The organism is Polynucleobacter sp. MWH-UH23A, from assembly GCF_040409805.1.
Taxonomy (GTDB): Bacteria; Pseudomonadota; Gammaproteobacteria; order Burkholderiales; family Burkholderiaceae; genus Polynucleobacter.
This window is the reverse complement of sequence record NZ_CP099572.1, coordinates 836,640-863,326: the sequence shown is the minus strand read 5'-3', so window position 1 is coordinate 863,326 and position 26,687 is coordinate 836,640. Positions and strand designations below refer to the sequence as shown.

Below are 26,687 nucleotides of genomic sequence, written 5' to 3'. Positions count from 1 at the left end.
CGATTGCCGAAAGGGTTTTACCCCAAATCCCAGTAAATACGCCTTAGAGAGACTCTTTAAGTTGCTCCAAGATTGCTGGGTTTTCTAAAGTGGATGTGTCTTGAGTCACTTCCTCGCCCTTCGCAATCACACGCAAGAGACGACGCATGATCTTGCCTGAACGGGTTTTAGGCAAGTTATCACCAAAGCGAACATCTTTTGGTTTGGCAATCGGACCAATCTCTTTACCAACCCAGTTACGCAGCTCAGTGGCAACCTTCTTAGCATCTTCACCAGTTGGACGACCGCCCTTGAGAACCACGAATACACAAATCGCTTCACCAGTCAGATCGTCTGGGCGACCTACTACTGCAGCTTCGGCAACTAATGGATTAGCAACTAAGCATGATTCAATTTCCATTGTGCCCATACGGTGGCCCGATACGTTCAGAACGTCATCGATACGACCAGTAATGGTGAAGTAGCCAGTTTCTTTGTTACGAATAGCACCGTCACCCGCGAGATAGAGATTGCCACCTAACTCTTCTGGGAAGTAAGACTTCACGAAACGATCCGGGTCATTCCAAATGGTACGGATCATGGAAGGCCATGGACGCTTCACAACTAAGATACCGCCGTTTCCGTTTGGAACGTCATGACCAGCTTCGTCCACAATTGCCGCCTGAATACCTGGTAACGGCAATGTGCATGAACCTGGAATCATTGGTGTTGCGCCTGGCAATGGAGAAATCATATGGCCACCGGTTTCGGTTTGCCAGAAGGTATCAGCGATTGGGCAACGTGAGCCACCCACATTCTCGTAATACCACATCCATGCCTCTGGATTAATTGGCTCGCCAACTGAACCCAATAGACGCAAAGAAGATAAGTCATAGCTCTTTGGATGCACTGCTTGATCATTACTTGATGCTTTGATCAATGAACGAATTGCAGTGGGTGCTGTGTAGAAAATCGTTGCTTTGTGTTTTTGGATCATTTCCCAGAAACGACCAGCATTTGGATAAGTAGGCACACCTTCAAACACAATCTCAGTGGCGCCTACTGCGAGTGGACCGTATGTGATGTATGAGTGACCTGTTACCCAACCAATATCAGCTGTACACCAGAAGACATCGTTTGGCTTGATATCGAAGGTCCACTTCATTGTGAGAATTGCCCACAAGAGGTAACCACCAGTTGAGTGCTGCACACCCTTTGGCTTACCAGTAGAACCAGATGTGTAGAGAATAAAGAGTGGATGCTCAGCACTGACCCACTCTGGCTCACAAGTTGTTGACTCATTGGCCACAATGTCTTGCATCCAAACGTCACGGCCCGCCTTCATATCAATCGCAGTACCTGTGCGCTTGCTCACGATCACATGCTTAACCTTGCCACACTCGCCTGTTGAGAGTGCTTCGTCGCAGATGGCTTTTAACGGTAATGACTTGCCACCACGATACTGACCATCAGCAGTAATCACAGCAACAGCGCCAACGTCAATAATGCGATCACGCAATGCTTGCGCAGAGAAACCGCCAAACACTACGGAGTGAATTGCGCCGATACGAGCACATGCTTGCATTGCCACAATACCTTCAATAGTCATCGCCATATAAATTATGACAGTGTCGCCAGACTTGATGCCCATCTTGCGCAGTGCGTTTGCCATTTTGCAAACACGCTCAAGCATCTCTTTGTAGCTAACTTTAGTAACAGTGCCATCATCAGCTTCAAAAATAATAGCGGTCTTATCACCTAGACCAGCTTCAACTTGGCGATCTAAGCAGTTATAAGAAGCATTGGTTGTGCCATCTTCAAACCATTTATAAAAAGGCGCTTTGGACTCATCCAAGACCTTGGTAAATGGCTTTTTCCAGTAGATATTCTCTTTAGCGAGGCGACCCCAGAAACCGTCATAATCTTTTTCAGCTTCAGCGCAAAGCTTTTTGTAGGCATCCATGCCTGGAATAGCCGCACCCTTTACAAAGTCTGCAGGTGGGTTAAAAACGCGGTTTTCTTGCTTTAATGGTTCCATGCTTCACTGCCCTCTTTTTAATAAACAATGTTCTTTTTTTGCCAAAAACCAGCAAAATGATGGGTTATACCCCCTCAAGAGTTACGAAGATAAGTGAAAACACTTGGGATTTGCTCTATGGCAAACCCTTAAAATAGGGCAAACCTTACTATTAATGTGGAAATAAGCCAAAAAAACCATGACTCAGATTAAACAAAACGACCTCATTCAAAGCGTTGCGGACGCATTTCAGTTCATTTCCTACTACCACCCCAAGGACTTTATTGATGCCATGGGTAAGGCTTATTCCTTAGAAAAAGGTGAGGCAGCCAAGGACGCGATTGCCCAAATTTTGACCAATAGTCGTATGTGCGCTGAAGGCCATCGCCCACTTTGCCAAGACACTGGTATTGCCGTGGTCTTTTTGAAAATTGGTATGAATGTTCAATGGGCAGATGCCACGATGAGCGTTACTGAGATGGTGAATGAAGGTGTTCGTCGCGCTTACCTTAATCCTGAGAATACTTTACGTGCCTCCGTATTAACCGACCCAGCAGGTAAACGCAAGAACTCCGGCGATAACACCCCTGCCGTGGTTCATTATGAAATTGTTCCGGGCGATGATGTTGAAGTCATTTGCGCCGCAAAAGGTGGCGGCTCTGAAAACAAAGCCAAGATGGTGATGCTTAACCCATCTGACTCCATTGTGGATTGGGTACTTAAAACTGTCCCAACCATGGGTGCTGGCTGGTGCCCGCCTGGCATTCTGGGTATTGGTATTGGTGGCACTCCAGAAAAAGCCATGCTCATGGCTAAAGAAGCTTTGATGGGTCCAGTCGATATTCAAGAATTGATTGAGCGTGGCCCTAAGAACCGCATTGAAGAATTGCGTTTAGAACTCTACGATAAGGTCAACAAACTCGGTATTGGCGCCCAAGGCTTGGGTGGCTTGGCCACCGTCTTGGATATCAAGATTTTGGACTACCCAACTCACGCCGCTTCATTACCAGTTGCCATGATTCCAAACTGCGCGGCGACCCGTCACGTGCATTTCCATTTGCACGGCGATGGCCCTGCAAAACTTCAGGCGCCCTCCCTATCCGACTGGCCTGATGTGACGTGGACACCAGACGTTCAAAAATCAAAGCGTGTGAATTTAGATACCTTGACTGCGGAAGAAGTAGCGAGTTGGAAACCAGGCGAAACATTACTGCTGAATGGCAAAATTTTAACTGGTCGCGATGCAGCACACAAACGCATTCAGGATATGCTTGCTAAAGGCGAAGAATTACCAGTGAGCTTCAAAAACCGAGTCATCTATTACGTTGGCCCAGTAGATCCTGTTCGCGATGAGGTTGTTGGTCCAGCTGGTCCCACTACTTCCACCCGTATGGATAAGTTCACTGAAATGATGCTAGCCAAAACTGGCTTGCTTTCCATGATTGGTAAAGCAGAACGTGGTCCCGTCGCAATCGAAGCCATTAAGAAACATAAGTCTGCATACCTCATGGCAGTAGGCGGTGCCGCTTACCTCGTTTCTAAAGCAATCCAGGCTTCTAAAGTAGTTGGCTTTGCTGATTTAGGCATGGAAGCCATCTATGAATTTGAAGTCAAAGATATGCCAGTGACCGTTGCCGTGAATTCGGAAGGCATCTCAATGCATGAGACTGGTCCAAAAGAATGGCAAGCAAAGATTGGCGGTATTCCCGTCAAGATTGCTTAATTCATTTTTGTTGACTAGTTTTAACTTGGTACTGAGTTGACACTGAATTGTCGTTAATAGGCGTTTTTGATTCTGGCGTTGGTGGCTTATCCATTTTGGATGAGGCGCTACGCCAGCTTCCACAACACGACTATATCTATTTAGCTGATTCAGCAAACGCACCTTATGGTGAAAAATCTCCCGATTGGATTGCGCAGCGCAGCTTAAGCCTTTGCAAGCATCTCGCTGGGGCAGGTTGTGATGCCATTGTGGTTGCTTGCAACACTGCAACTGCACAAGCAATTAAGGATATTCGCGCAGCAATCCCAATCCCCATTGTGGGGGTTGAACCAGGTATTAAGCCTGCTGCCATGCAATCGGCAAACGGCATCGTTGGCGTCCTAGCAACTGAAGCCACTTTGAAGAGTGATAAGTTCAACGCCCTACTTTCTACGCTACCTGTTGATTGTCAATTTATTAAACAAGCTGGCGCAGGTTTAGTTCCATTGATTGAAGCAGGTAAAGCGAATGATGGAGAAACCTTAGAACTTCTGGCAAAGCATTTAGAACCTATTCAGCTTGCAGGTTCGGACACCATTGTGTTAGGCTGCACCCACTATCCATTTTTAAGAAAAGCAATTCGTAAATTACTGGGTGACAAGATTACCCTCATTGATACCAGTGAAGCGGTAGTAAAACAATTGAAGCGACAATTAGAGGGGCTTGCACTTAATCCAGCAGCAGATTTTCCTAACGCCGATACAGCGCGATATGGTGCGGTACATTTTTTTAGCAGCAAAGATGAGCATGCACTTTTGAAGATGGCGCAAGATTTAATGCACTCCGATCTAAAGAACCACCGCGTTAGTACAGCGCAGCTGGGATCTGTGTCATGAGTCCATTTTGGCAAAAGGTTGATGAACGTCTACCGTTTACAAAAAGCGAACGCATTATTATTGGTATTGTGCTGTTGCTGCATGCATTACCAGCTTTAGAATTTTTACACTGGTCTTCTAAACCTACCCGTGTAGATGACGAACGCGTCATGGCGAACCTTGTGAGTCCCGATACTGCCTCAAGCAAAAGTCAGCAACCCCCTGCGCCACCGCCAAAACCTAAAGAAGAGCCAAAAAAGAAAACTGTAGAGGACAAGACTTCTCCAAAAATACCTACACCCCAAACGCAAAATACCCCTACACAAAAGAGTGAATCATCTGCTCAAAGTCAGACACAAAATGCCGCTGTAGCACCAGCAACTTCAGGCGGAGCAAGTGGCACCCCTATACAAACAGACATTGGTAAACTGATTGTCGTGTTCCAGCCTGATGCTGATGCGTATTACCCTTCGTTCTCCAAGAGATCTGGAGAGCAAGGAACGGTAGTGGTGCGTTTAATTATTTCTGAAACGGGTGAAGTTGAAGATGTTGCCATATTGCAATCAAGCACCTTTCCTAGACTTGATCGCGCTGCTACCGATATCGGCCGACGTTACCGCTTTAAACCTTTTTTAGTCAATGGCTCACCCCAACGAATTTCAACGAATCTTTTAATTAAATTTAACCTCAAGAATTAAGTGCTATGAATACACCATTTGGAATTGCAAATCTCTGGCTTGAAGGCGACGGCATTACCCGCTTTGTGGCAATTGCTCTGCTAGCCTGCTCAATCATCACTTGGGTTATTTTGCTTACCCGTCTTTGGGAATTGCGCAATCTTCGCAAACTCAAACCTGAGCTTGATCAATTTTGGCATGCGAACTCATTTGAGCAAGGCTTGCAATCCTTTAGCACCCCCGCTAGCAATCCTTACTATCAGATTGCCAAATCTGCGAGCAGCGCTTCTGTTCACCATCAAGGTCAATCAAGCAATCATCGTGAATTGCTCCAAACCTTGAACTATTCAGAGTGGATGGCAAGAAACATTAAGAACAGCATTGATGGCGTAGCCGCCAGCCTGCAAAAGGGTCTAACCTTTTTAGGCTCAACTGGTGCAACCGCACCTTTTATTGGTCTATTTGGTACCGTATGGGGCATCTACCATGCCTTGATCTCTATTAGTAGCTCTGGCAGCGCCCAAATTGATCAAGTGGCCGGTCCGATTGGTGAGGCGTTGATTATGACCGCCCTAGGTCTTGCTGTGGCGATTCCAGCGGTATTGGGCTTTAACGCGATTAATCGCGCTAATAAATTGTTTGTGGCCGACCTCAATCGATTCGGCAATGATTTGTTAGCTTATTTTGTCACTGGCGCCCGCGTGAATTCTGGAGAATAAGCATGGCGTTTCATTTGCAAGACGATCAAAACGATGACGCCATCATGGCGGAAATCAATATGACACCCATGGTCGATGTCATGTTGGTATTGCTCATCATCTTTATCATCACCCTTCCCGTTATTCAGCAAGCGGTAAAAGTTGAGTTACCTAAAGCCAATAGCGTGCGTAATGAAGTCAAACCTGAATCCGTGCAATTGACGATTGATGCTAAAGGTCAAATTTTTTGGAATAGCACTCAAATCGACCTCAAGACCTTTGATGGCTATGCAGAAAAAGCAGCACAAAAAGATCCACAACCAGAAATTAATTTGCGTGCCGACAAAGCTGTGAAGTATGAATATGTCGCCCAAGTACTGGCCGCATCCCGCCGTGCAGGGCTAACAAAACTGGGGTTTGTGACAGAGCCTAACTAGCGTTCTAAAAGTCTGCAGCTTATTTGCTGGTGACTCGGTAAGGCATCTTCGTTAGCGCACAATTCTCTTCGGTAACTTGCGTGCCATTGCCAATGGTGGCACCCAAAATGCCACCTTGAATTTTTTCTACTTTTTTTAACTTTCCTGTAATTGGGTCTAGCGTCATTTGCGTTGAAACTGTTCCCGCTGGATAAGAAATATCCATCACCTTTTCTGGCTCGAAACTCGCCTCAATCGAAATCACAATATTAGGTCTAGCCAAAGTCACACTCTTGACTACTTGTTTGCCGAATTCATCGGAACGATCCAAATCTCGATCATCTAGATATACCTTAGCTTTTTGACTACCTGAGGCCAAGGTAATTTTCATATCGTACTCTTCCGTGTAATCCTTTTCTTTTCTTGTACAACGAAACTCCATGACATCAATCGACCACGCTAATGCAGAGATTGAATACAGGCAAAGACAAACGAGGATTTTGATCAGATTCATAAGAAATGAATACAAGGAATTTGGATTTGGTGCCCGGGGCCGGAATCGAACCGGCACGACTGTTTAGGTCGCAGGATTTTAAATCCTGTGTGTCTACCGATTTCACCACCCGGGCTCGCACAAGCAATTATTGCCGCGCTATGTAAATCAAGACAGCCCAAATTTTAGCATGTGCGCCAGAAACAGCCCAAGGTGACCCATAGCACTTAAGACTTACTGGCATACCGCCCAAAAACATTAAAATATTTATATGAATTCTCAGAGAAAGATGGCTGGCATTTACAAACTCTTACGACCGCTTCGTTGGATTGCTGGGGGTGCCATATTGATGATGCTGGCAATTGTTATTGCTTACCTATATTCAGCCCAATCCAACCCCTCTGGGAAAAGAACCATCAAAAGCTTGGGCGATTCTGTTGTTATCTCCTTTGATGAAACCGGCATCCCTCATATCAAAGCTAAAAGCCAAACTGATGCCTTGTTTGCATTAGGTTACCTTCACGCAACTGAGCGCTCTTGGCAACTAGAAATGAATCGCCGCATCGCTAGCGGGCGACTCTCTGAAATTCTGGGTTCTGAAACGGTCAATATTGATAGATTCATTCGGACTCTTGGCATAAAGCGTGCAGCCGAAAAACAATTTGACAAATATCCAGTTGCCGCAAAAAGATTACTTCAAGCATACTCAGATGGTGTCAACGCTGGTAACGCTAACTTGGGTTGGGCACTACCGGTGGAGTATTTTTTAACAGGCTCTAAACCAGGGCATTGGTCGCCTACTGATAGCGTAGCCTGGATGCTGATGATGGCGTATGACCTTGGGGGTAATTGGCAAAAAGAATTGCAACGTTTAGAGCTATCGCAATATCTCAGCACCAAACAAATCTGGGAGGTAATGCCATCCTTTCAGCCCAATGGTGAGACTCTCACTACAACGGACTTTGCCAAACTCTATAAAGAGCTCGATGTATTTAACGCACAGACCGGGCCAGCCAATAATAAATCCAAAAAACTACCAGCCACCGAGCTTACCCACGTTGATCTTCCAGGTGGTAAGGATGGCATTGGTTCTAATAATTGGGCATTAAGCGGGAAACTTACCGAAACTGGCAAGCCCCTCTTAGCCAATGATCCGCATCTAGGCTTATCGGCACCAGCTATCTGGTATTTTGCGCATCTTGATGCCCCAGGACTCAATGTGATTGGCGGCACCCTACCTGGCATTCCAGCAATTGTGCTTGGTAGAGCTGAAAAGTATGCATGGAGCTTTACGAACACTAACCCCGATGTCCAAGACACTTATCTTGAACAAGTGGACCCCAATAATCCAGGAATGTATCGCGGCCCAAATGGCATGCTGCCTTTCACGGTGCGTCAAGAAATCATTGATATCAAGGATTCAGCCCCACTCACTTTTATTGTGAAAGAAACGCGGCATGGGCCCGTAATTTCAGACTCATATGCACGAGTGAAACGGCTCATTGATACCGATCGATATGCACTGGCTCTTCGCTGGACTGCGCTGGATCAAGAAAATCAATCCGTGGTCGGTTTACTTGAAATGAACCGCGCCAAAGATTTGGATTCTTTTAAAGCAGCCTTACATAAGAATTACGCACCCATGCAAAACGTGGTGATGGCTGATGTGGATGAAAACATTTCTTATCAAGCCGCTGGTGTTGCACCTAAACGAGTCATTCACCAGGGTTTATATGGCGTAGCACCTGCGCTTGGCTGGGAAAAGCAGTATGACTGGGCAGGATATGTTCCATTTGACCATTTGCCAGCCATTAATAATCCTGAGCAAGGTTGGATTGCTACGGCAAATCAACGGATTATCGCTACTAATGACCCAAATCCGCTCACTGGAGATTGGGATCTATCGGCTCGCTACGATCGCATAGTTGATCTCATTAATTCTAAGCAGACCCATAGTTTTGCCGACATGAAGGTAATGCAGTCTGACACCCTCTCCTTAAGCTCGCTTCCACTGTTAGATTTATTTAAATCTAGTAAATCAAAGCATCCACTAGCAAATCAAGCTATGGAAATGAGCAAAGACTTCAATGGCGACATGAAAGTAGATAGCTCAGCAGCCCTGATTTTTAATGCTTGGGCAGATCAACTCACGCGTAACGTTTTTTCAAGACTTGGTTATATCTTCACGCAAACCTATGGCGATAAAAATTATCGAGGAGGCTTGCTAGGTGTTTTAAAAAATCCTGATAGCCCTTGGTGTGACGATCCCAAAACGCAAAATATTGAAAACTGCCAGGACTCAGCTGATCAAGCGCTCGATAAAGCACTAGACTATCTAAGCAAGCAATATGGAAACGATCCAAAATCCTGGTCATGGGGTAAGGCTCACATTGCTATTTCAGAGCATCGCCCACTAAGCAAAGTACCTCTTATCGGAAAACTATTTAATATCAGTACGCCGTTTCCTGGAGATAGTAATACCGTCAATGTAGGTCGCCTGGAATTATTGCGCTCAGACAATCCTTATGAAACGCTTCAGGCCCCAAGCCTGCGTACTATTTATGACTTATCCGATCTTGAGAAGTCGCTCTTTATTTATCAAGCTGGGCAGTCTGGCTGGGTTCAAAGTCCTTGGTACCGTAATATGAATTCTCTATGGGCTAAGAATGAGTACCTGCCCTTACAAATGAAGCCAGAGAAGGCAGCTCGCACTCTAGAGTTAAGCAATAAGTAAGCTCTTATATGGCAAAGCTGTGATAGCTGTATAAAATGCTAAATACATTAAATGTTTTGCTAACGTTTTGTTGCATTGCTCATTTTTTAAGGTAAATCAATGAAAAACATTCTTTTGGCTTTGCTTACTGCTTCAGCACTTTTTATTGGTGCACAAGGAACTGCTAATGCCGCATGGAAAGAATTAGGCTCTAATGCACTCATGACGGTATATGTCGATTTGGATACTGTACAAACGCAAGGTGAGAAAACTCAAATTATTTCTATGCTGGACTTTAAAAAGCCGGGCACCAATCCAACTAACAAAGAAGCCGTTAGCTCCATCATTGGCTTAAATGAATATGATTGTCCATCAGTGAGCTATCGCCCTATTGCCTATAAAGAATTTTCTGGAAACAAGGGTTCTGGAAAAGTAGTCTCGGAGAGCAATACTCCCGATAGCAAATACGAGCCCGTAGTTAGTGAAAGCTGGACAGCTGGCGTATTCAATTCTGTCTGTAAAGTGGCTAAGTAATACAAGCTAGATGTATGCGGGCTTTTTGGATTACCGCACTTTGCTTCATCAGCACAATTTTCTTGCCTGGCTGTGCCGCACCAATCGCCGCGATTGGTGCCAGCAGTACAGCAGCCGCAAGTTCGGCCGGCACTAGCGTTGCAGCGGTTGCGGTAGCTAACCCCGTTACTGCAACCAGTGTGGCGTCAACTGTTACTACAGGCAAATCGCCTTTAGAGCATGTGGCATCGGCAGCTACCAAAAAAGAGTGTAGCTTCACCAATATTGTTGGCCCCAAACCTATCTGTGAGGATGTGGTGATGCCTAAGGTCATCGATAAAAGCTCACCGCTTACTGGCCCAGCCGACCAACCCAAAGACCCTGGCAAGTAATAATTGCTTTGAATGTAGTCATTACCAACTGGTAAAGGCTAAAATCAGGGTTTACCAGCACTATTTACGCTTCTCAAGATGACAACTGAAAACTATTACCTCACCCTAACCTGCCCAAACAAACCTGGAATTGTGGCCGCCGTATCCACTTATATCTTCCAAGCAGGTGGCGACATCGAAGAGGCGCAACAGTTTGATGACAAAGCATCAAAACGCTTCTTTATGCGCGTTAGCTTTAGCTGTCCAACAGATGGCAATACTTTGCGATCTGGTTTTACCGAAATCGCAAAACGATTTGAGCTCACTTGGAATCTACGTGCAGTAAAAGACCTGAAACGCGTTCTCATCATGGCCTCTAAATTAGATCATTGTCTAGTTGATCTTCTCTATCGCTGGCGTATTGGCGAGCTGCCGATGATTATCTGTGGCATTGTTTCAAATCACCCGCGTGATGTTTATGCCAGCATTGATTTTGCTGATATCCCCTTCTATCACCTACCAGTAACCCCTGAAACCAAGCCTGCCCAAGAAGCAAAACTTTTGGACATCATTGCCGAATCGAAAGTGGATATGGTGATTTTGGCGCGCTATATGCAAATTCTCTCAGATGACTTGTCTACTAAGTTATCAGGCCGCTGTATTAACGTACACCACTCTTTCTTGCCTAGCTTTAAAGGGGCTAAGCCATACCATCAGGCGCACGCGCGCGGTATTAAGCTGATTGGCGCAACTGCGCACTTTGTTACAAGCGATTTGGATGAAGGTCCAATTATTGAGCAAGATGTCACTCGCGTTACTCACGGCGATACCCCAGAGGACCTCGTACGTAAGGGCCGCGATTTAGAGCGCACCGTTCTTTCACGCGCTCTGCGCTACTACTTGCACGACCGCGTCTTAATCAATGGCGCTACCTCAGTCGTATTCTCTGATTAATTAGCTTTTTGTTTCACTACGGCCTTACCCCTGGAGACTCCAGGGGAAGCCCGCGTGCACGCGCTGCTAGAAATAACTCAAGCTGCGCCATCTCAGGAGAACCATACTCAAACTGTTGAGCCCTAACACCGCTCATACAGTTGCGTAGACGGCGCTGCAAAGAGCCCAGAGTTTGCCACTCCAAACGGTAGATTGGATATGCATTTGGATGTCCTTGTGGAATCACTGCGCCGCCCAATTTAAGCCCCGCACGCTCTTCATGACACTGAGCACAGGATAAATTGAGTTGCCCCATTCGTTCGTAAAAAGTCTTGCGACCTTTTTGCATAGCGCTTTTGTTTTCAGGAGTCTCGCGAACAGCGATTGGCAAACCTTTTGACTGATATGCAATATATGCTGTAAGTGCAAGAAGGTCTTTGCTCTCATAAGCCAGAGGCGTTTGTTCTTGTGCCTGAGTTCTGCATTGATTGATTTGCCCCTCTAGGGTTTGTAATTTGGCTTTCATCATTTTGGGGAAAGCGGTGGCAACTCCACGCATCGACTTTTTTGCATCACCATGACAACTGGCACATGATTTTCCATTTTTCTCAGATTGCTTATTCCACAGGGCCTCGCCGTCACCAACCCAGAACATTGCTGGATTTAAGCTTGCATCGTCTTGCATCGCTTTATTTTCAGCCGACATCAGTTCATAGCTAGACTGAAGCTTTGATTTGTTTAGCTCTGACGCGCTACTGCCTGCAGAAGCAAAGAAATAGAAGAGACCAAATACAAAAGCCCAGCTTTTTGAAATACTCATGAAACCGTAATGTGGGCTTGATTGATTGCTTCGTAACCATCATCACCGACCCATCTAAATTCCAAATTACCCGTCTCTGTGGCAATAGTAGTGAAAATAATTAATGGGTTAGCGCCAGTACCGGGATAAAAATCCGCCCTGAATACTTCTACATTGTTATAGGTGCAGGTGAATTCCCGAATAATGTCGCGAGGAATCAATTTACCGCCTTCGGTATATCGAAAACCAGACTCCATATCGTGCTGTGCTATTGCACGAATCTCAATAATCGAACCCTGCTTTGCAGTGGTTGGCATGGTGATGGAAGTGCGTGATGTTTTACTCATATCCAAACCTTCACACAAGTTCTGTACAAGCTGAGAGTGTTACCAAAGTCTCAGCAGAGCCTTGATAAAAACTGCCATCGCTCATTTGCGCGATTGCCCACACAGTTTGGCTGTCTGCCAAACGTACACGAGTCGTAATATTGGCAGTTCCAGATCGCGGCGTTAAGTGCACCGTAAATATATTGGGCAAAGGGTTGCCTTCTGCAATGACGTGAACGGATTTAACATAATCATTAGCAGTCATTGGGCTCTCAACGCTCAGCTTGAGAACAACTAAGTTTCCGTTTTCTACAAGCGGCGGAATAACTAACTTCACCTTGCCATCAATGATGGGCTTACCTCCTGTGATTTCTTGTATGGCCTTTGTTGCATCCTCCTTTTTGGCCAGCACATTCAAAGGACTAAACCAAGTGCCCAAAGCAAAAATACTAAGACTTTGAATACTTTTTAACCAACGGCGGCGACTTAATTGCATCTTCATAATTCAATAGGTGTTTTTATTGCTGATTGTTTTTGTTTGTTGATTCACATTTTGAAGGGTTAATAGGAAGGCGACAACATCTTCTATTTCTTGCGCACTTAAAATCGTTTGGCCTGCAAACTTACTCGCTACACGATTTAAATGATCTGTACGGTAATAAGACGGCATGATGGTATTGGGGTTGAAATAACTTGCATTGACGAGTCTGGCACGCAGTTGTGGGGCAGTCAAAGAGCCAACACTACTAGCCAGATCGGGAGCTAAATTACCCTGAAATCGCTCCTCTGGAAAAGGTCCGCTATGACAAAGAATGCATAGCCCTGTTTGACGACTTAAGACAATCGCACGACCATGCTGTGCGTCTCCGGGAGTAGCAGTCAGAGGCTTTTCAATCTGACCCGCCACTATTTGTTGCGCCAATACTCCAGAGAAACTAAGGGCGCCTAGCAATATGATCGCTAGAACGCCCCTCTTGCTCATCTAGTGCAATTCTCCAGATTAAACGAGCTTGATACCACTATTTTTCAGAGGCACTGTACGGTAACGCTTGCCGGTAGCACGGTAAATCGCATTGAGCACCGCAGGTGCAGCAACCGCAATCGTTGGCTCACCAACTCCGCCCCAATCTTTACCGCCACCCTGAATAATGATGGTTTCGACTTTTGGCATTTGCGAGAGTCGAATCGAGTTAAAGGTATCAAAGTTCTTCTGCACAACAGCGCCCTTCTCGATCGTAATTTCTTCTTCAAAGAGTGCAGATAGGCCGTACACGAAAGAACCAGATACTTGACGATTGACTTGTGCTGGGTTCACTACATAACCAGGATCGGTAGCAGCAACAATGCGATGAATCTTCACTTCATTGCCATTCTTCACAGAAAGTTCACATGCTGCTGCAACGTAGCTACCGAATGAGCGCATCTGCGCAACCCCACGATAAACACCAGGGGCAGCAGGCTTGGTCCAGCCAATGCCATCAGCAACTGCATTCAAAACCGCTTCTGCTCTTGGGAAGTCCTTCATATGCTTACGGCGGAACTCCACCGCATCCATACCAGTTGCTTCAGCCAATTCATCCATAAAGGTTTCAATAAAAATGGCGTTTTGATTGACGTTAACACCGCGCCAGAATCCTGGTGGGACATGGGTATTACGCATTGCATGATCAATCGTCAAGTTGGGGAAACTATAGGTAATACCGTGTTCACCACTTGGGTCGAGACCTTGAAATGCCAACGGATCTTTACCTTTGTTGGCAGCTACAACAGCTGGGCGTACTGCGGCCAAGATAGACTGGCCTGACAAACGCATATTCAAACCAGTGACATTTTTCTTGTCATCGATCGCTGCTGTCATCTTGCACATCATCACCGGATGGTAACGACCTTGCGTCATATCCTCTTCGCGAGTCCAAATCAACTTGATCGGCGTACCAGGCATTTGTTTTGCAATGTTCACCGCCTGGGTTGTGTAGTCCTGGAAAGCGCCACGACGACCAAAGCCGCCTCCAAGGTTCACTTTGTAGACGTTACATTTCTCAGCAGGCAAACCAGAGGCTGCAATCACTGCCGCCAAAGATGCCTCGCCGTCTTGAGTAGGCACCCAAGCTTCACAAGAATCCGGAGTCCATTTTGCTGTAGCTGTTTGCGGCTCAAGCGTTGCATGGTTTAAGAATGGATAGAAATAAGTTGCCTCTATCTTTTTAGACGCATTAGAGAGAGCGGATTTAACATCGCCGTTAGTGTTATGAACAAATGCATCATCTGCATTCAGGCCATCTTCAAGCATCTTCTTAATTGAGGCGCTTGAGACATCGCCATTAGCGCCGTTATCCCAAACAATATTGACTTGGTCTAAAGCAGTTTTAGCTTGCCAGAAAGTATCAGCCACCACAGCAACTGCTGAATCACCAACTTGCACTACCTTCTTTACGCCTTTCATGCTCTGAGCTTTAGCGGCGTCATAACTCTTTACCTTTCCACCAAATACAGGAGATTCTTTGATGTTGGCAACCAACATGCCTGGCATCTTAAGGTCAATTGCATATATCTGACGACCCGTTACCTTATCGGAGACGCCATCAATACGATTGACTGATTTACCAATGAGTTTCCACTCTTTTGGATCTTTTAAAGGAACTTCTGTTGGCACTGGCAGTTGTGATGCCGCTACAGAAACTTTTCCAAACGTTGTTTTGCGTCCTGATGGAGTATGGGTAATCACGCTGTTAGCAGCAACGCACTCTGAGGCCGGGACATTCCATTGATTCGCCGCCGCCTGAATTAACATCATGCGGGCGGCTGCGCCACCTTTGCGTACATACTGCTCAGATGTACGAATGCCGCGGCTACCACCAGTAGAGTAACTACCCCATACGGCTTTGCGCTTTAAACTTTCAGCGGGGCTTGGATACTCATAGTTGACCTTCTTCCAATCACACTCTAACTCTTCAGCAACCATCTGAGCCAAACCAGTAATCGTGCCTTGACCCATTTCAGAACGAACAATACGAACTACAACATCATCATTTGGCTTAACCACTACCCATACACCAATCTCTGGAGTAGCCAAAGGTGCCATAGAAGTAGTGCCTGTGCCCATAGCCGCATGGGCATTGGACATAAAACTTAAATCAAAACCGATAGCTAAGCCCGTAGCAATAGCGCTAGAACCAACAACAAACTGACGGCGGGAAGTATTAATTGCATTAGTCATGATTACCCCCTTAAGCCTTGCTAGCAGCATGAATGGCCGCGCGCACTTGTTGAAATGTGCCGCAACGGCAGATATTAGTGATGGACTCATCAATCTGAGCATCGGTTGGTTTTGGATTATTGCGTAGCAATGCGGTTGTTGCCATCACCATGCCAGATTGACAGTAGCCACACTGAGGCACTTGATTATCAACCCAAGCTTTTTGAACTTTAGAGAGCTGTCCGCTCTTCTCAAGACTCTCAATCGTTTCAATTTTTTTACCTTCAGCTGCAGCAACCGGCAAGGAGCAGCTACGTACTGCTTGGCCCTCAAACAACACAGTGCATGCACCACATTGACCAACACCGCAACCATACTTGGTGCCAGTTAAGCCGATTTGTTCTCGTATTACCCATAGCAATGGAGTATCTGGATCAACGTCCACTTTGTATTTTTTGCCATTGACATTTAAATCGGCCATTACGGTCTCCTATTGGTCTCTTTTTGTATTCGTTTTAATAAATGAGGGGATTAACCCCTTCGCTTTTGTGCTCTTATCTTAAACAAGAATTAATTTATTGCTATGCAACATAAATGAGAGCCTGTAATATCAATTCATGATTTTTGGCCTAGTTCAAATCCTCCTCTTTCAAAGCCTTGGTGAGCTGGTTTCTAAGTTCCTTCTACCCACCCTCCCAGGCCCAGTTATTGGGCTAGTTCTATTAGTTTGCTGGCTTGTCATACGCAAAGGCATCAATGCGGAGCTGGCAGCTGTAGCAGACACTTTTAGTCAATACCTTGGCCTCTTATTTGTACCTGCCGCTGTCGGGGTGGTTCTATTTCTGCCGCAACTCAAGGCAAACGCCTTTGCGATCATTACAGCACTCATTGGTAGCGTCATCCTCACGATAGGCTCTAGCGCTGTCGTTGTTCGCTTTCTGAGCAAGAAAGAAAATCATGAGTGAGAAGCATTCCATCGTAGAAATTTGGGTATACCTATCCGGTAGCCCCCTATTCGCACTCTTTATTACCTTGGCAGCCTATCAAATTGGGTTAACTATCTATAAGCACTCAAAACAAAATCCATTGGCCAATCCTGTGGCGATTGCAATTTTGATTGTGGCTAGCATCATCCAACTGATTGATATGCCCTATTCAAGTTATTTTGAAGGTGCGCAATTTATTCACTTCTTATTAGGCTCAGCAACAGTATCACTTGCAATCCCAATCTACCGAGGCCTGAACAGTCTTAAAGGTCGCTCCATTCCCCTATTGGCTTCGCTGTGCACGGGCGGCTTGGTGTCTATTGTGAGTGCGGTAGGTATTGCTACCCTCCTTGGGGCTGATAACAGCATCACTGGAGCCATGTATCCCAAGTCTGTGACTGCGCCGATTGCAATGGGTATTGCAGAAAGAATCAATGTTTCGCCAACACTAACTGCTATCTTTGCAGTCAGCACTGGAATACTGGGTGCAATCCTAGCGCCATTTGTTTTAAATGCGCTTGGTATGAAAGCATGGTGGCAACGAGGATTTGCAATTGGTATCGGTGCTCATGGCATCGGTACCTCACGTGCTTTTAGTATTCACCCAGAAGCGGGAACCTATGCAAGTTTGGCGATGGGAATGAATGGCGTTATTAGCGCCGTTGCCATTCCCATCATTTATCACATATTGAATCGTTGAGAGACCGCTAAAACTACTCAGTTTTAATCTGAGCCGCCTTCACAATAGGCGCAAACCGAATCAGGTCACCCTTAATTTGATCCCCAAACTTTTCAGGGGTACCGGGCGAAGGGAAGATGCCCATCGATAATAGTTTTGCTCTACCCTCAGGAGAATTCAATATCTCATTTAAGGCTTGATTCAGTTTATTAATGATTGGTTTGGGTGTCTTTGCTGGTGCCAGCAATCCAACCCAGTCATCAATCACAAAATCCTTAACTCCACTTTCTATAAAAGTTGGTACATCAGGCATGCTGGGACTACGTTTTGCACTCGACACTGCAATCGCTTTAATTCTTCCAGTGGCAACGTATTGGTTTGCTCCGGCAACAGCCGTGTACACCAATGGAATATTGCCTCCCAATAAATCTAGTAATGCCTGACCACCCCCTTTGTAGGGAACATGCACGAGATTGGCGCCAGTCTTTTGCTTAAATAATTCACCGGCAATATGCGGTGTTCCACCTGATCCTGATGTTCCATATGAAAGACCGTTGCGATCTTTTTTCGAAATCGCAATCACATCCCCCAGGGTCTTACCTGGGAAATCATTATTAGCAACGATGATTAAGATAGCATCACCAATTTTTCCAATGGGGCTAAAGTCTTTAACGCTGTCAAAAGGAACCTTATCAAACAAAGATGGATTAATCGATAGCGTTCCCGCATACCCGAGCAATAAAGTGTAGCCATCAGGTTCTGCAGTCGCAACCATTTGGGTGCCGATATTTCCAGAGGCGCCTGGTTTGTTGTCGGCAATCACTTGCTGCCCAAGCTTTAATGACAACTGTTCAGCTATAAAACGGCCTGATGTATCGGTTACGCCGCCGGGTGTAAAAGGAATAATTAAACGAATTGGGCGATTGGGGTAATTTGCTTGCGCATAGCTATTTGTTGCCAGAAGCGAGCCAAACAGAAAAAATACCGTTAGAAACTTAGGAATACATTTCATAGAAAGCCCCTTATTTAACTTCTACAAATCGTTTTTCAAATTCCCATACATCTTCAAAACCCATTAGTTTTGATAATTCACCGAAGTCAAACAAATCAACGGGATTGTTAATAGATGAACCAGAGTCTTTAAAGTGCTTATAGACGCCAGTCATTGCTTGTACAGAGGCCAGCAAGGCCGTCACTGGAAAAATCGCAATCTTGTAACCGAGCTGCTCGAGTTCCACCTTGGATAAAACGGGGGTTCTACCCTTCTCAACCATATTAGCTATCAATGGATGATCTGGAAAGGTCTGGCCGATTTTTCTCATCTCATCTTGTGTTTCGGGGGACTCAATAAAAAGAATGTCAGCCCCTGCACGAGCATATGCCTCGCCTCGGCGCAATGCCTCATCCAAACCTAGTGTTGTCCTGGCATCAGTTCTGGCAATAATTTTGAAGTTTGGGTCACTTCGAGAGGTTACGGCGACCTCAATTTTTTTCACCATATCCTCCATGGGAATCACTCTGCGCCCAGGGGTGTGCCCACATTTTTTTGGAAACTCCTGGTCTTCTAGTTGAATAGCTACTGCACCTGCAGCTTCATACCCACGAATAGTGTGGCGAACATTAAGCAATCCACCGTAACCAGTATCACCATCAGCAATTAAGGGCGTTTTAGCCATACCTGCCATGGTGTTTACTCTCCCAACCATTTCTGTATAAGTTGCTATGCCTGCATCCGGCAAACCTAGCAAAGAAGCAACAGTGCCATAACCGGTCATATAAAGTGCATCAAAGCCCATGCGGTCTGCTAAACGCAATGAGACCATTTCATAAACACCGGGGGCAACAATCAATCCCGGTTTACTTAGGCGCTGGTTATATTCAATTCGCTGCTTGCTCATGTGTCACCTATCGATCCATCTCTAGTTGAATTACTTTGTATTTAGTTATTTAAGAATTGATTTTCATTGCAGCATCAACTGCATCGCCAAGAACGCTACAGAGAAATTCCACTTCTTTTGGCTCTGAAATAAATGGTGGGCCTACAGCAATCACATCGCCCGCTACTCGCACTAGTGCGCCACGCTCAATGCAGGCCTCTAAAACCTTAAGGGCTCGTAAGCCCGGCTTACCTGCAATAGGCTCAAGCTCTATCGCTCCAGATAGTCCAAAGTTTCGAATATCCAATAAGCCTAATTTTCCTTTCATGGCGTGCAAGCCGTTTTCTAGAACGGGCTCTAAAGTCTTTGCGCGATTCACTAAATCATCCGACTCAAATATATCGAGCACCGCATGTCCTGCAGCAGTTGGTATCGGGTGTCCTGAATAGGTATAACCATGGAAGAATTCAATTGCCTGCTCTTGTCCACCATTGGCAATGATGCTGTCATAGATATCGCCACGAACAATCACCCCACCTAATGGAATCACACCATTAGTAATCGCCTTGGCAAAAGTAATCATGTCTGGAACTACACCAAATCGATCTGCGCCAAAATTAGCGCCTAGACGACCAAAGCCGGTAATCACTTCATCAAAGATCAATAAGATGCCATGTTTAGTACAAATCTCACGAATTTTTTGAAGATAACCTTGTGGGGGCACTATCACACCCGTTGAACCCTGCACAGGCTCCAAAATTACTGCTGCAATCGTATTGGCATCATGCAAGGCAACGATCTTTTCTAACTCATCAGCTAGGTGAGCACCCCAAGTTGGCATCCCTTTTGAAAAAGCCATCTGAGAAAGGTTTAGTGTGTGCGGTAAATGATCGACACCGGGCATCATCATGCTGGCAAACATTTTGCGATTGGCAACCATTCCCCCAACCGAAATACCACCCATACCAACGCCATGGTAGGCACGATCCCGACCAATCATGCGAATGCGAGAGGCATTGCCCATCACACGGTGATATCCAATAGCAATCTTTAAGGCAGTATCAACAGCCTCTGAACCCGAGTTTGTAAAAAAGACTTTGTCCAAACCTTTCGGAGCCATGTCTGCAATACGAGTTGCTAGGCGAAAGGTTTCTTCGCTTGCCATCTGAAATGCGGGGCAATAATCCATCGTTTCATATTGTTTAGATATCGCCGCACCAATACGTGGATCAGCATGCCCCAAAGGTGAGCACCAAAGACCAGACAGGCCATCAAAGAGCTTACGCCCATGATCATCGTAGTAGTAAGCTCCCTTTGCGGACTGCATGATCTTGGGATGTTGGTGAAAATATCGATTGGGCGTGAATGGCAGCCAATATGCTGACATATCCACTCCCTTTAAGGTTTTATTGCTTGCACTCATTTTGCTGTCTCTGAAGTTTTCTATATTTAGTTATATTGGAATATCTAATACTATATTACCCATTGAATTAGCGGAATCTGAAATGACCTTAACCAAATCTCTTCTATTAAGTATTGGCATCTTTGCAGGCTTATGCGGATCTGTTTTTGCTGCAAATGAAACCGATTGGCCCAAGAAACCCATCGTTGCGATAGTGTCCTTTCCTGCTGGTGGCTCCACTGACATTTTTGCTAGAAGTGTCACCGCTCCACTAGCAGAAGCTTTGGGTCAATCCGTTGTAGTTGACAACAAACCAGGCGCGGGTGGAATGATTGGTCTTCAAGCGGCAGCAAAGGCTGCACCAGATGGCTATACGATTCATATTAGCGCCCTTACCAATCAGTCAATATCTTCGGCGCTATTTAAAAATCCTCCTGCTGACTTACAAAAAGATTTTGTTCCAGTTGCATTAATAGGCGCCGTTCCACATTTGATCGTGATCAACCCAACCGTTCCTGCAAAGAACCTTCCTGAGCTGATTGCATTTATTAAATCTAAAAAAGGAAATTTTAATTACGCTTCTCAAGGCAACGGAAGTCTTTCGCACTTGGAATCAACTATGTTTATGGAGCGCATTGGCGCCAGTGGAACCCATATTCCTTATAAAGGTAGTAGCTTCGCTCTGCCCGATCTAATAGCCGGCAATACCTTGATGATGTTTGATAGCGTGACCGCCTCCTTACCACATATTCAAAGCGGTAAATTACGCCCGATTGCCATTGCAGCTGCTGACCGATCCCCTCTTATGCCAAACGTGCCCACCTTAGGCCAGGACGGCATGAAATCATTTGATGTTGAAAACTTTTATGCAGTCTATGTTCCAAAAGGTACATCGCCCGCTATTGTTGCCAAGCTTGAACGTGAAATTCGCAAGATATTGACGAATCCTGATTTCAAAACACGCATGGCCGCTCAAGGCATTCATCCGCAATTTGCCAATTCTGAGAAGCTTGCTGAAATTACTACAAATGAAGCAAATAAATGGGAGAAAGTAGTAAAGTCTGCCAATGTCAAAGTTGATTAAATTTCAGAAAAATTAGTTCATGTTAATTTCCCCTCCCTTTGGTGGCGGTCGCGCTCCTGTTTTAGCTAAAAATACGGTTGCCAGCTCTCAGCCGCTAGCAACTCAAGCTGGCATTGAAGCATTACAAAATGGTGGTAATGCAGTTGACGCCGCCTTAGCTACAGCAATCACGTTAACAGTAGTTGAACCCACTATGAACGGTCTTGGTGGGGACGGCTTTGCCATTTTGTGGGATGGCAAACAAATTCATGGGCTAAACGCTTCAGGTCGCGCTCCCGCAGCTTGGACACCTGAGTATTTTTCTAGTAAATCAGCAATGGATTTAATTGGCTGGGGCACAGTAACAGTGCCCGGCATGGTGTCCGGTTGGGTTGCATTATCAAAAAAGTTCGGCAAGCTCCCTTTTGCGCAGTTATTCAAGCGTGCAATTGATTATGCAGAGAATGGCTTTCCCGTTTCACCTGTTATTGCGCGCCAATGGCGTGAAGCAATCCCTATTCTAAAAAACCAACCTGGCTTCTCTGAATCATTCTTAATTGACGGCAAAGCACCTCAAGCAGGTCAGATCTGGAAATACCCAGCGCAAGCAAAAACCCTTAAAGAAATCGCTGCAACAGAAGGCGAGTCATTTTATAAAGGCCCGCTTGCACAAAGTATGGTGGATTTTGCGCAATCTACTGGTGGCTGCTTTACGATGCAGGACTTTGCAGACAATAAACCGGATTGGGTTGAGCCATTAGCGTTTGACTATGGCGAGTACACCCTTCTTGAAATACCACCAAATGGGTCAGGCATTGCGGCGCAAATGGCCTTAGGAATTTTGCAGGCAGCCAATGTGAAGCAATATCCAGCCAACTCTGCACAACGCATTCATCTGCAAATTGAAGCAATGCGAATTGCTTTTGCCGATGCATATGCTTATGTATCTGATGCGCGCTCTATGACAGTTCCAGTATCGAGTCTATTAAATCGTGATTATCTAGCGAGTCGAGCTGCATTAATTGATCATCATAAGGCAGGCAGCTATGGTGCTGGCGACCCCCATTCTGGTGGCACGGTCTACTTATGCGCCGCAGATGAATCCGGCATGATGATTTCTTATATTCAGTCGAACTTCAAAGGCTTTGGTTCTGGCGTGGTTGCCCCTGGCGGAATCGCTTTCCATAATCGTGGCATGAGTTTTAGCCTACAAGATGGTCACCCTAATCAAGTTGGACCAGGTAAACGTCCGTTCCATACCATACTTCCCGCCTTCTTAAACAAGAATGGCAAGCCTGCAATGGCATTTGGTGTGATGGGCGGGAATATGCAACCACAAGGACACATTCAATTTGTGATGCGTTTTGTGGATGAATATCTTAATCCCCAAGCCTGCTCTGATGCACCACGCTGGCGAATTGATGACTTAGGAAAACTCACGGTTGAAGCAGCAATGCCACAAAGCATTGTTGATGGACTCAGAGCCATGGGTCACGAGGTTGCCGTTCAACCTGCTAACAGCTTAGATTTTGGTAGCGCTCAAGCAATTGCCAAACTCAGTGATGATGCCATTTCTGCATATATCGCCGGTAGTGACCATCGACGTGATGGTTTGGCGGCTGGGTTTTAATTACAGAAACGTAGATATAAATAAGTCACCACTCTAATTTTTGATCATCGAAATTTGAGAAATCACTAAGTAGTAAATCATCAGATTCATCTGTGGCGATGGCTTTAGCATCCATACCCCACCCTACCCTTACGCTCCTGTTGGATACTAGAGACTCTTTAGTCAGCCCATCAAATTCATTGGAATTATTTTTCATTAGGATTTAAATATGAAGACAGGAAATAAAATTTTAATCAATACATATACTCAAAATTGTTAGGTTGAGTAGCATGGTTTCTAGTGTGGAGATTGATAGACAATCAAATTGAAGATTCTTTAATTGGTAAAATTTGTATATACCAATTAAAGGTGGGTGCATGCAAAATCTAGTAATTAGCCCAGCAATTCAAAGAAAGTTGGAGCAAAAGCACGGTATAAGCCGTAGCGATGTTGAGCAATGCTTTTTCAATAGAACGCGTTCCTATCTTGAGGACAAAGGACTTGAACACATTACAGAGCCACCAACCGAATGGTTTATTGCCGAAAATGATCGTGGCGCATTAATTAAGATCGTATTTGTATTCGATAAGAACCTGATTTACTTAAAAACTGCATTTCCGCCAAATTCTACAGAAATTCGTATATACAATACAATATCAATACCCTGCTAAAACGTAATGACTTACACGCGAGGAAAGCAATGATCGCAAAAATGAAAAAAGTAAAAACTCCAAATAGTGCTGAAGCTTGGGATCAAGGTGATTTTGGTAGAGAAATTAAATATGCCAAGGCTGCAGAAAAAAAATTGGGCTCGCAAATTGACGATGCTTTGGATCTTCAGATGATTTCAATTCGTCTTGAGAAAGACTTAATTGAGTCATTTAAACTTCTAGGTACAAAATATGACATGGGATATCAACCCCTGATGCGTGAGGCATTGAAAAGATTTGTTGAGGGTGAATTTAAGTTGATTGCTAGCGAAGCACTTGAAAAACAAAAAGTATCCAAGTCGAAAATAAGTCCCATTAGAAAGATTAGAAGGGCTGCTTAAGACCTTATTTAGCAGGCAAGCAATTAAGATAGAAGCGCTTGATTTCTTGATCGCAACTCAAGTCTCTTGGTTCAATGGGCCTCTGCAAGGTGATGCCTTCGATGGTTTTACAGCGACTTAAGGCAACATAAACCTGCCCCGAAGCAAAAGCACCAGATGAAAGATCTACTTTGACTTTATCTAAAGTCTTTCCTTGGCTTTTATGAATGGTCACCGCCCACGCTAATATGAGCGGTATCTGCTCATAGGTACCGATAATGCTGGGTAATATTTTTCCTGACATCATGTCATGGTCGTAACGATACGATTCCCATTGATGTCCAGTTACCTCTACTGTATTGGAATAGGGTCCATTTTGAACCATGACCTTTACTTTGTCAGGTAGCAACTCTCGCACAACCCCAATGGTTCCATTAACCCATCGTTTCGGAAATCCAGGATCGGTAGCAGTAAACATCACCTTAGCACCCACTTTAAGAGTGAGCTGATTAGGCGATGGTAGATTGCGATCATCAACATTGAACTTACCGGTAGTTTTGCCGACATAAACCTTGGCATCCATCTGGATAGCCTTAAGGCCGGCAGCATTAATCTGATCAGCTCTGGCATTAGTAGTGGTGAGCGTTATCGTTTGTTCATCAACCGATTGATCTTTGCGATAGCACTGGGCATTGAGAGTATCGATCGCCTCATCAGCATCTTGATTAATGCGAATTTGATTTAACAAACTAGCAAAACTGGCATCCTTTTGGCGAAAGATCTTACTTAACTCCACCATCGTGACATCTTTACGATGAAGCGCCATTGCGCAAAAGAAATAAGGGCCTTCATACCCCCTATCTGCTAGCACCTGCATATCCGCAGCCGATACAACGGGCGGCAACTGAAACAAGTCCCCCACAAACATGACCTGGATGCCGCCAAAGGGTTTTCCTTTTTGAGGTCCATTCTCGCGAAGGAATAAATCCATAGCATCCACTACATCTGCACGAACCATAGAGATCTCATCAATGATGAGCAAACGAATATCTTTATAGAGTCGTTTATCACGCAGTGGCTTAATATCCTCTTCAGGAAAGATTAAACGCGGAGGTAATCTAAAGAAGGAATGAATTGTCACTCCCCTTACCTGCAGTGCAGCTACTCCTGTTGGCGCTACAACCACCACATTACCTGCAATGGTTTCTCGTAGATAACCAATCAGCGTGGTCTTACCTGTTCCAGCCTTACCGCTAACAAAGATATAAGGATCGCCACGATCTATTGCCTCAATTACCGCTTCATAGTCTGGCGTAATTTCGATTTCAGGAGAATGGGTAATGGAGGAAGACATCCCTTATTGTTTCACGAGGTCGGCTACACATCTAAATCCAATATAGACCACAGCGATATCACCCGACTTAGACTCCACATCAGACTCTTGCTGACGCTCAGGGCCATACCACCATGAAGCACCTCGAGTAATGTACCCACCATTACGCTCAGTTGACGTCCATTCCCATACATTACCGCCCATGTCATAAAGGCCATTGACGCCTGGTTTTGTTGTCTTGGTGTTAACGTGACCAGTACCGCGATTAAGCGCTCCCGCTGGTGCTAGGCCTTTATAGTCACCGCAACCATTTAAGCAATGTGAGACCAACGGCGTGCTACCACCCGGAAATGGATAGCGTTGCCCTTTGATAAATCCAGTTGGCGGGTTAGACCGTTGCTCTAAAAATGCCGCAGACGTCCATTCCGCATCAGTTGGTAAACGTTTTCCGTAATACCGACAAATCGATTCAGCTTCTTTTTGATTGAGATGAACGGCTGGTTCTAAATCGCCCGCTGGAACACCATAGGGCATTCTCCAGGTCCAGCCCGGTTTTTGAACAAAGCCCGTCTCATACGATAATCCCCCACCCTGTTTCTCAGCGGCACTAACAAAACCCGTTGCAACAGCAAACGCCTTGACATCACCAATAGTCATCTCCGTTTGATCCCATGAGAGATTGGCAATAGGTGTGGTTGGAATTGATGATGATGGTGCACTTTGACTGGCGCTTGGTCGCAATAGGAAATACAAAGCGATAGCAGATAACAAAATGCCAAATAGGATTTGGTAAATATCAAACTTTTTCATTTTGATGACTGTAATAGAAAAAGCTCCTTAAGGAAGCCTTAAGGATAATTGGAGATCTTTGGAGAGCCTCAGGGGGTATCTGGGGCGAACGACGGGACTCGAACCCGCGACAACCAGAATCACAATCTGGGACTCTACCAACTGAGCTACGTCCGCCTCTGAAGAAGGTGAAATTATAGCCTTTTTAGGC

General features: G+C 45.3%; 28 protein-coding genes and 2 tRNA genes. 15 read left to right on the top strand and 15 right to left on the bottom strand.

Annotated features, from left to right (window positions below):
* Positions 1 to 43: 43 nt before the first annotated feature.
* A complete protein-coding gene (gene acs, locus NHB35_RS04590) occupies positions 44 to 2,017 on the bottom strand; it encodes an acetate--CoA ligase (protein ID WP_353433216.1) in 1,974 nt (657 codons plus the stop codon).
* Between the two features lie 178 nt (positions 2,018 to 2,195).
* On the opposite strand from acs, the gene NHB35_RS04585 reads away from it, so the two are divergent.
* From NHB35_RS04585 to NHB35_RS04565, 5 genes are read left to right on the top strand one after another with little or no spacing between them, the layout of a single operon-like run.
* Positions 2,196 to 3,719, top strand: a complete 1,524-nt coding sequence (locus NHB35_RS04585; RefSeq protein WP_353433215.1) for a fumarate hydratase — start codon at positions 2,196 to 2,198, stop codon at positions 3,717 to 3,719.
* A 47-nt stretch (positions 3,720 to 3,766) separates the two neighbouring features.
* Positions 3,767 to 4,594 (top strand): glutamate racemase, encoded by an 828-nt coding sequence (gene murI, locus NHB35_RS04580; RefSeq protein ID WP_353433214.1) that lies wholly within the window; start codon positions 3,767 to 3,769, stop codon positions 4,592 to 4,594.
* Complete coding sequence (locus tag NHB35_RS04575) at positions 4,591 to 5,271, top strand: energy transducer TonB (protein ID WP_353433213.1); 681 nt, start codon at positions 4,591 to 4,593, stop codon at positions 5,269 to 5,271. Before murI ends, NHB35_RS04575 begins: the two co-directional genes overlap by 4 nt.
* A gap of 5 nt (positions 5,272 to 5,276) precedes the next feature.
* Positions 5,277 to 5,969, top strand: coding sequence for a MotA/TolQ/ExbB proton channel family protein (locus NHB35_RS04570; RefSeq protein WP_353433212.1), 693 nt, complete (start codon positions 5,277 to 5,279; stop codon positions 5,967 to 5,969).
* A 2-nt stretch (positions 5,970 to 5,971) separates the two neighbouring features.
* On the top strand, positions 5,972 to 6,385 hold the full coding sequence (locus tag NHB35_RS04565) for a biopolymer transporter ExbD (protein WP_173955595.1): 414 nt from the start codon (positions 5,972 to 5,974) through the stop codon (positions 6,383 to 6,385).
* Between the two features lie 19 nt (positions 6,386 to 6,404).
* Here the strand turns inward: NHB35_RS04565 and NHB35_RS04560 are convergent, their stop codons facing one another.
* Together NHB35_RS04560 and NHB35_RS04555 are read right to left on the bottom strand one after the other, a co-directional pair.
* Complete coding sequence (locus tag NHB35_RS04560) at positions 6,405 to 6,878, bottom strand: hypothetical protein (protein ID WP_353433211.1); 474 nt, start codon at positions 6,876 to 6,878, stop codon at positions 6,405 to 6,407.
* A 27-nt stretch (positions 6,879 to 6,905) separates the two neighbouring features.
* Positions 6,906 to 6,993 (bottom strand) — tRNA-Leu (locus NHB35_RS04555).
* A 135-nt stretch (positions 6,994 to 7,128) separates the two neighbouring features.
* Between NHB35_RS04555 and NHB35_RS04550 the strand changes: the two genes are divergently transcribed.
* From NHB35_RS04550 to purU, 4 genes are all read left to right on the top strand, one after another.
* Complete coding sequence (locus NHB35_RS04550) at positions 7,129 to 9,591, top strand: penicillin acylase family protein (protein ID WP_353433210.1); 2,463 nt, start codon at positions 7,129 to 7,131, stop codon at positions 9,589 to 9,591.
* Positions 9,592 to 9,690: 99 nt separating this feature from the next.
* Positions 9,691 to 10,104: a surface-adhesin E family protein gene (locus NHB35_RS04545; protein WP_353433209.1), complete on the top strand. Its 414-nt coding sequence runs from the start codon at positions 9,691 to 9,693 to the stop codon at positions 10,102 to 10,104.
* 14 nt (positions 10,105 to 10,118) lie between these two features.
* A complete protein-coding gene (locus NHB35_RS04540) occupies positions 10,119 to 10,475 on the top strand; it encodes a hypothetical protein (protein WP_353433208.1) in 357 nt (118 codons plus the stop codon).
* 78 nt (positions 10,476 to 10,553) lie between these two features.
* Positions 10,554 to 11,408 carry a formyltetrahydrofolate deformylase gene (gene purU, locus NHB35_RS04535; RefSeq protein WP_353433207.1) on the top strand — a complete coding sequence of 285 codons (855 nt, stop codon included), beginning with the start codon at positions 10,554 to 10,556 and terminating at the stop codon, positions 11,406 to 11,408.
* A 16-nt stretch (positions 11,409 to 11,424) separates the two neighbouring features.
* On the opposite strand, the gene soxA is transcribed toward purU, so the two are convergent.
* The 6 genes from soxA to NHB35_RS04505 are packed head-to-tail and all read right to left on the bottom strand — an operon-like array spanning position 11,425 to position 16,189.
* A complete protein-coding gene (gene soxA, locus NHB35_RS04530) occupies positions 11,425 to 12,207 on the bottom strand; it encodes a sulfur oxidation c-type cytochrome SoxA (protein ID WP_353433206.1) in 783 nt (260 codons plus the stop codon).
* The gene (locus tag NHB35_RS04525; protein WP_353433205.1) at positions 12,204 to 12,533 is read right to left on the bottom strand and encodes a thiosulfate oxidation carrier complex protein SoxZ; all 330 of its coding nucleotides are present in this window, start codon (positions 12,531 to 12,533) and stop codon (positions 12,204 to 12,206) included. The genes soxA and NHB35_RS04525 overlap by 4 nt, the downstream gene beginning before the upstream one ends.
* 10 nt (positions 12,534 to 12,543) lie before the next feature.
* Positions 12,544 to 13,008 (bottom strand): SoxY-related AACIE arm protein, encoded by a 465-nt coding sequence (locus NHB35_RS04520; protein ID WP_353433204.1) that lies wholly within the window; start codon positions 13,006 to 13,008, stop codon positions 12,544 to 12,546.
* Positions 13,009 to 13,017: 9 nt separating this feature from the next.
* On the bottom strand, positions 13,018 to 13,494 hold the full coding sequence (soxX, locus tag NHB35_RS04515; RefSeq protein WP_353433203.1) for a sulfur oxidation c-type cytochrome SoxX: 477 nt from the start codon (positions 13,492 to 13,494) through the stop codon (positions 13,018 to 13,020).
* Between the two features lie 18 nt (positions 13,495 to 13,512).
* Positions 13,513 to 15,729 (bottom strand): molybdopterin cofactor-binding domain-containing protein, encoded by a 2,217-nt coding sequence (locus NHB35_RS04510; protein ID WP_353433202.1) that lies wholly within the window; start codon positions 15,727 to 15,729, stop codon positions 13,513 to 13,515.
* 10 nt (positions 15,730 to 15,739) lie between these two features.
* Entirely contained in the window at positions 15,740 to 16,189 is a 450-nt protein-coding gene (locus NHB35_RS04505) for a (2Fe-2S)-binding protein (protein WP_215317607.1), read from the bottom strand.
* A gap of 136 nt (positions 16,190 to 16,325) precedes the next feature.
* Here NHB35_RS04505 and NHB35_RS04500 point away from each other — a divergent pair, with 136 nt between their 5' ends.
* Both NHB35_RS04500 and NHB35_RS04495 read left to right on the top strand, forming a co-directional pair.
* Positions 16,326 to 16,673, top strand: coding sequence for a CidA/LrgA family protein (locus NHB35_RS04500; RefSeq protein WP_353433201.1), 348 nt, complete (start codon positions 16,326 to 16,328; stop codon positions 16,671 to 16,673).
* Positions 16,666 to 17,394: an LrgB family protein gene (locus NHB35_RS04495; RefSeq protein ID WP_353433200.1), complete on the top strand. Its 729-nt coding sequence runs from the start codon at positions 16,666 to 16,668 to the stop codon at positions 17,392 to 17,394. The genes NHB35_RS04500 and NHB35_RS04495 overlap by 8 nt, the downstream gene beginning before the upstream one ends.
* A 13-nt stretch (positions 17,395 to 17,407) precedes the next feature.
* On the opposite strand, the gene NHB35_RS04490 is transcribed toward NHB35_RS04495, so the two are convergent.
* The 3 genes from NHB35_RS04490 to NHB35_RS04480 are packed head-to-tail and all read right to left on the bottom strand — an operon-like array spanning position 17,408 to position 20,637.
* Complete coding sequence (locus NHB35_RS04490; RefSeq protein ID WP_353433199.1) at positions 17,408 to 18,385, bottom strand: tripartite tricarboxylate transporter substrate binding protein; 978 nt, start codon at positions 18,383 to 18,385, stop codon at positions 17,408 to 17,410.
* Between the two features lie 10 nt (positions 18,386 to 18,395).
* Positions 18,396 to 19,271 (bottom strand): isocitrate lyase/PEP mutase family protein, encoded by an 876-nt coding sequence (locus NHB35_RS04485; RefSeq protein ID WP_353433198.1) that lies wholly within the window; start codon positions 19,269 to 19,271, stop codon positions 18,396 to 18,398.
* Positions 19,272 to 19,320: 49 nt separating this feature from the next.
* A complete protein-coding gene (locus tag NHB35_RS04480) occupies positions 19,321 to 20,637 on the bottom strand; it encodes an aspartate aminotransferase family protein (protein WP_353433197.1) in 1,317 nt (438 codons plus the stop codon).
* A 118-nt stretch (positions 20,638 to 20,755) separates the two neighbouring features.
* On the opposite strand from NHB35_RS04480, the gene NHB35_RS04475 reads away from it, so the two are divergent.
* The 4 genes from NHB35_RS04475 to NHB35_RS04460 all read left to right on the top strand — a co-directional run bounded on the left by NHB35_RS04475 (position 20,756) and on the right by NHB35_RS04460 (position 24,375).
* On the top strand, positions 20,756 to 21,736 hold the full coding sequence (locus tag NHB35_RS04475; RefSeq protein ID WP_353433196.1) for a tripartite tricarboxylate transporter substrate binding protein: 981 nt from the start codon (positions 20,756 to 20,758) through the stop codon (positions 21,734 to 21,736).
* 19 nt (positions 21,737 to 21,755) lie between these two features.
* Complete coding sequence (locus NHB35_RS04470) at positions 21,756 to 23,345, top strand: gamma-glutamyltransferase family protein (protein ID WP_353433195.1); 1,590 nt, start codon at positions 21,756 to 21,758, stop codon at positions 23,343 to 23,345.
* A gap of 356 nt (positions 23,346 to 23,701) precedes the next feature.
* On the top strand, positions 23,702 to 23,995 hold the full coding sequence (locus tag NHB35_RS04465) for an ADP-ribosyl-(dinitrogen reductase) hydrolase (RefSeq protein ID WP_353433194.1): 294 nt from the start codon (positions 23,702 to 23,704) through the stop codon (positions 23,993 to 23,995).
* Between the two features lie 41 nt (positions 23,996 to 24,036).
* Positions 24,037 to 24,375: a hypothetical protein gene (locus tag NHB35_RS04460; protein WP_353433193.1), complete on the top strand. Its 339-nt coding sequence runs from the start codon at positions 24,037 to 24,039 to the stop codon at positions 24,373 to 24,375.
* Between the two features lie 4 nt (positions 24,376 to 24,379).
* On the opposite strand, the gene NHB35_RS04455 is transcribed toward NHB35_RS04460, so the two are convergent.
* The 3 genes from NHB35_RS04455 to NHB35_RS04445 all read right to left on the bottom strand — a co-directional run bounded on the left by NHB35_RS04455 (position 24,380) and on the right by NHB35_RS04445 (position 26,653).
* On the bottom strand, positions 24,380 to 25,708 hold the full coding sequence (locus tag NHB35_RS04455) for an AAA family ATPase (RefSeq protein ID WP_353433192.1): 1,329 nt from the start codon (positions 25,706 to 25,708) through the stop codon (positions 24,380 to 24,382).
* A gap of 3 nt (positions 25,709 to 25,711) precedes the next feature.
* On the bottom strand, positions 25,712 to 26,497 hold the full coding sequence (locus NHB35_RS04450; RefSeq protein WP_353433191.1) for an SUMF1/EgtB/PvdO family nonheme iron enzyme: 786 nt from the start codon (positions 26,495 to 26,497) through the stop codon (positions 25,712 to 25,714).
* An 80-nt stretch (positions 26,498 to 26,577) separates the two neighbouring features.
* Positions 26,578 to 26,653: transfer RNA gene (locus NHB35_RS04445), tRNA-His, on the bottom strand.
* Positions 26,654 to 26,687: the final 34 nt, after the last annotated feature.